The 3,986-nt window shown below is 62.5% G+C and carries 4 protein-coding genes; 1 reads left to right on the forward strand and 3 read right to left on the reverse strand.

Annotated features, from left to right (window positions below; all coding sequences use genetic code 11):
* The 3 genes from FJ398_26480 to FJ398_26490 all read right to left on the reverse strand — a co-directional run.
* Positions 1–915, reverse strand: a 915-nt coding sequence (locus FJ398_26480; GenBank protein MBM3841432.1) for a hypothetical protein, incomplete at its 3' end; no start/stop codon positions are given.
* The gene (locus FJ398_26485) at positions 912–1,439 is read right to left on the reverse strand and encodes a sigma-70 family RNA polymerase sigma factor (GenBank protein MBM3841433.1); all 528 of its coding nucleotides are present in this window, start codon (positions 1,437–1,439) and stop codon (positions 912–914) included. The genes FJ398_26485 and FJ398_26480, both read right to left, overlap by 4 nt.
* A 217-nt stretch (positions 1,440–1,656) precedes the next feature.
* Complete coding sequence (locus FJ398_26490) at positions 1,657–2,046, reverse strand: hypothetical protein (GenBank protein ID MBM3841434.1); 390 nt, start codon at positions 2,044–2,046, stop codon at positions 1,657–1,659.
* A 185-nt stretch (positions 2,047–2,231) separates the two neighbouring features.
* On the opposite strand from FJ398_26490, the gene FJ398_26495 reads away from it, so the two are divergent.
* Positions 2,232–3,884, forward strand: a complete 1,653-nt coding sequence (locus FJ398_26495) for an alcohol dehydrogenase (protein ID MBM3841435.1) — start codon at positions 2,232–2,234, stop codon at positions 3,882–3,884.
* Positions 3,885–3,986: the final 102 nt, after the last annotated feature.

The raw sequence follows: 3,986 nt of genomic DNA on the forward strand, positions 1-3,986 counted from the left end.
AGCGAAATCGCCTGCCGTTTCATCGAACGGCCAATGGACGAACGAGGCGGGTCGGAGGACACGGTCGAGGGCGATCTTGCGCGCGAAGCGCTGGAGCTTTTGCTCGCGATTGCGCACTTCAGCCACCCGATTGCGCTCGAAGCGGCGCGCTTGCGACTCGCGCAGGACGAGACTGGGCCGAGCCGCGGCGTCGCTGGCCGCGCGTGGGTGCGCTTCGACAGCGCCGCGCAGCACGAACACTTCCGTGGCGCCGTTCTCCTCGGCCACCATGCTGAATTCCGTGCCGAGGTCCACGACGTCCACGGCGGCATTGCTCACGCGGAATCCCAAAGCTTCTTGAGGAACGCTCGCTTTGAGAGTGCCGCGGCGCAGCACCGCTTCCCAGGCGGAACTCACGTCCAGCGAGGCGGGACCTTCCAGAACAAGCAGTGCGCCGGAGTCGAACGAAATCTCGGCGAAGCCCGCCGCCAATTCGATCCGCTGTCCGCTCTGCAACTGAGCTCCGGGCTGAAGTGCCGCGCCAGCCCACTGGCAGTTCTTGCCGCCGGAGAGGTGGGCGACAACTTCCCGCGGCTGACTTTCACTGCCGCCGCCATGCTTCGACACCGAGCCAAGCCAGAACGCCAGCGCAATCGCCGCCGCTGCTCCCAACGGTCCGATGGCCCACCACCACCGGCGGACCGCGACCAGATTCGCTGGCTGGGCCGTGCGTTCCGGCGCTTCCGCCTGCATTTCGCTCGCGTAGTCGAAGAGACTGGCGGATAGCGCCAGGGTGCGAACATAAATCCGTCGCGCTTCGGAACTGGCGGCCAGAAGCTGCTCCAGCCGCCGGCGTTGCGGCTCGGACAGCGTGCCGTCCACGAGTCCGCTGCAAAGCTCGTCCAATTCGAGGCGTTCCGGGTCGCTCAGGTTCATGGGATCGAATTAGCGCTGAGCCGAAGGGTCACGCAGTCCGCGAGCAGTCTGCGGATGCGCGTCAAAGCCTTGTAGGCGGCGACCACGGTGCGGCCCGTGCGCCGGGCCGCGGCCTCGACCCCACCGCCGGGTTCGTAGCGCGTGATGATGAGTTCGCGGTCGCGCGGGTGAAGCTTTTCGAGGCATAAGGCGAGCGCTTCGTGGCGTTCGTTCAATTCCGGCGACATGTCCGCGGCGGTCTTCGCCACGGCCTCCAGCACGGCGTCGTCGAAGAGAACCTTCGAGCGGGAAAATTTTTGCCGGGCGGCGCGAACTTCCCAATAGGCAATCTGGCAGGCCCAGGCGACGAAATCGGTCTCCGGCTGGAATTCGTCAAATTTCTCGCAGATGACCATGCAGGTTTCCTGCAGCAGGTCTTCGGCTGCAGGGCGGTCCGGAACGAGCGTATAAAGGTACGAGAAGATGCGCCTCTGGTTCTGCGTGAGCATGCGAACCAGTTGCTTCTGGCGTTCGTTTGCGTTCATGCCGCAGCCTAAATCATCGCGTGACTACTCAAGCTGTCTGAGATGTAGGGCAGGCTTCCAGCCTGCCGGTTTAGACGGCAGCCTGCCGTCAGAACGAACCGAACAACGGGCAAGGATGCCCCGTCAACCGGCAGACACGATGTCTGCCCTACGTTCGCGGCATTCTCGGCTGCTAAGCGCGAATAGGCTTGCGACGCTTCCTGGCAGCACGCCCGGCCTACTTTTCCTTCCTTTTCTGGCCCTGTTTCTCAACTCGCTTTTCTGGCCGCTCGGCCCTTTTGCCCGGTTGTTTCTTGGCCGTAATGGCGGCGATCTCCGCGTCGTCGAGTTTGCCGTCGCTGTTTTTGTCGAGCGCCTTTAACGCATCGTGCCGCTTTCCCGCGAAGGCCTTGCGCAGGGCGTCCGCTTCGTCGCCGGCGATCTTGCCGTTCGCGTCTTTGTCGAAGCGCTTCAGGATAAGCTGAGCGGGAACGGACTTCTTCGTTTGCTCCGTTCGCTCAGTTTTGGCCGTTTTGTCTCGCTTGGCCTTCTTGGCGTCCTGAGCCAAAGCCGTCGCCGACATCGCCAGGACCAGGAGGCAGGAGAGCAGGATTGTGGATTTTTTCATAAGTCGATGAATACACATTTCAGTTCCAGTTTCCGGAGCCGTCATCAACATGATAACGACATTCTCACCAGGGTAACAGCGTGAGGCGTCAATTTTAGGACAGAAAGGTTGCGCAGATCATTGCCCTAGATTCGGAGGTTAGCTGAGCTTTGCGCGCCCGTGCCATTTCTGCTAGATTCTCCGTTATGAACCCTCGATTCTTCGTCTGCGCCCCTTCGCGTCTCTCGCCGATTCTGATCGGCGCGTTTATGGGCTTGCCCAATTTGCTTGCGGCGGACTGGCCTCAGTACCGCGGCCCGAACCACGACGGCACTTCGACCGAGCCGATCCGAATCAACTGGTCCGCGCAACCGCCCCGCCAAATTTGGAAAGTGCCTTTGGAGCCGGCCTTGAGTTCGCTCTCGATCAGCGGCGGGCGGGTCTTTACCCAGGTGCGCCGTAATTCCGCAAGCGGGCCGCGAGAATTCTGCATCGCCTTGAACGCCGAGACCGGCCAGGAGCTGTGGGCCGTGCCTCTCGACCGCGCGGATTACCCTAACGGCGGTGTGGGCGGCGATGATGGCCCGCGCTCCACGCCCTCGGTGGACGGCAATCGAGTGTACGTTCTGACTTCGTACCTTCGGCTGTTTTGTCTCGACGCCGCGAGCGGACAAGAAATCTGGCGCAAAGACCTGGGGACCGAGTTTGGCGCGGTGGTCATCGCGTGGCAGAACGCTGCTTCGCCTTTGATTGTCGGGGATCTGGTTCTCGTGAATTCCAACGGCCGGCCCGGCGAACATCTGCTCGCGTTCCGAAAACAGGACGGCGGCCTGGCCTGGAAAGGGCAAAGCGATGGCATGACGCAGGCGAGTCCCGTGGCCGCCACGATTGGCGGAGTGCGCCAGGCGATCTTTTTCGCGCAATCCGGCCTGGTTGCGGTGGCGCCGGAAACGGGCGCAGTGCTCTGGCGGTACGCGCTTCGATACAACGGCACGTCCGTCGCGGCTTCACCGGTCGTGGCGGGCGACAGGGTTTATGCTTCGCGCGCGTATCCCGGCTCGCTTTCCGCAGATCAGGCCGGCGCGGCCGTCGTCCAGCTTGCTTCTGCTTCCGGCAACAGTTTCTCCGCAAGCCGGGCCTGGTCCAAGGTCAACCAGTTCATGAATCATTGGGCGACACCGGTTCACTACAACGGCCACGTGTATGGCATGTTTGGTCACGGCTTTCTCACGTTCAAATGTGTCGAACTGGCGACCGGCGTTGAGAAATGGTCCACGGACGGTTTCGGCTATGGCAGCGTGCTGGTGGCCGACGGCAGAATTCTCGCGGCGAGCGAAGACGGCTGGTTGGTGGTCGTGGATCCCAATCCGAATGCGTACACGGAACTTGCCCGACACCGAGCGCTCCAGGGCAAGACTTGGAATGCCCCGGCTATCAGCGGCGGCCGCATTTACTTCCGGAGCACGACGGAAGCGGTGAGCCTCGATGTGTCGGCCGCTCCACTGCCGCGGCCCAGCCCTCAGCTCACCTGGACGGCGCCTGCCGCCATCACGTACGGCGCGGCGCTTGGCAGTGCGCAACTCAACGCCTCCGCCGCGGCGCCTGGGACCTATTCCTACAGCCCTGCCAGCGGTGCGGTATTGAATGCCGGCCAGCACACGCTCTCCGTCACGTTCACTCCCAACGACACGGCGAGCTATGACAGCGCGACGGTGACCACGACCCTGGACGTGTTGAAGGCGGATCAATCCATCAATTTCAATCCGCTGAATGATCGCCGCCAGACCGATCCACCCTTCACACTCATTGCCACCTCGAGTTCGGGCTTGCCCGTTACCCTTCGCGCTCCGGGGTTTTGATGTGGACAACGGCTCGGAGTTTCTGACCTGGCACCTCTGGCGCTATTTTTTAGAGCGGACCGCCCCGGTGGATTTGCGGCGGAGTCGTCCCTACAAAAAGAA

The sequence above is a fragment of the Verrucomicrobiota bacterium genome (assembly GCA_016871535.1).
Taxonomy (GTDB): domain Bacteria; phylum Verrucomicrobiota; class Verrucomicrobiia; order Limisphaerales; family SIBE01; genus VHCZ01.

Excerpts from the sequence above, each read along its gene's own strand:
- FJ398_26485 (MBM3841433.1), bottom strand. The coding sequence starts at position 1,439 with ATGAACGCAAACGAACGCCAGAAGCAACTGGTTCGCATGCTCACGCAG.
- FJ398_26490 (MBM3841434.1), bottom strand. The coding sequence starts at position 2,046 with ATGAAAAAATCCACAATCCTGCTCTCCTGCCTCCTGGTCCTGGCGATG.
- FJ398_26495 (MBM3841435.1), top strand. The coding sequence starts at position 2,232 with ATGAACCCTCGATTCTTCGTCTGCGCCCCTTCGCGTCTCTCGCCGATT.